The organism is Bartonella sp. MR168JLCBS, assembly GCF_042194175.1.
On sequence record NZ_JBHIMP010000333.1, the window covers coordinates 1 to 749 of the forward strand.

General features: G+C 40.5%; 1 pseudogene. It reads right to left on the reverse strand.

From position 1 onward, the window contains the following. Nucleotides 1-749: pseudogene (locus ACFIK8_RS11240) on the reverse strand (hypothetical protein); the annotation flags it as partial.

Genomic DNA, 749 nt, shown 5'->3' on the forward strand with positions numbered 1-749 from the left:
CCATCTTCAGCAACATTTGAGATCTTATAAGTCGGAGCTGTAAAAGCACCATCTGCAAATGTTGCACCACCACCAAAATAGGTAGCAACGGTATTGCCTAGTGAATGAAGCTGATCACCATTTACAGCATCATGTGAATCCTTGGCAATCTTACCAGCCGCAACATTATGCAATGCAACAGTGCCTGTTTTGGGATCTCCAAAAGTCACACTATTCTTATTAATTTTAGGTGCTGTTCTGGTAAGTGTACTGACCTCTTCTGAAGCTTCTTCCTCATCATAAAGAACTGCCACAGAACGCACTTCTTCAATGTCATCAGAAAGTTTTGTCACATTCTCATCAAGCTGTCCCTTGTTAACTGCTTCGTCGTTCTTTTCTGCATCCTTCACACCAGAAAGTGTCCGCGCCGTATTTTTATTATCGGCAAGAGTAATCACACCACCCTCTTTTTCGCCACCAATCTTGATTATTTTCTGCTCTTCATTCCACTTAACAAGACTATTACTTACCACATTAGTAATATCGTTTTTAACATTCGTGAAAGATGTACCAACATCAGCCAAAGCTTCTGCAACAGTATTATACTTCTTCTCTTCTTCAGTACCATCATCCTTAACAGTCTTAATCGTGAAAGTAGGAGCAATCCATTTGCCTTCTTTATCATATCCAGCACCACCGCCAAAATAACTACCAACCATTTCACTCATAGAATAAATCTGAGAGCCATTAATGGCGTCCGTTGAATCTGC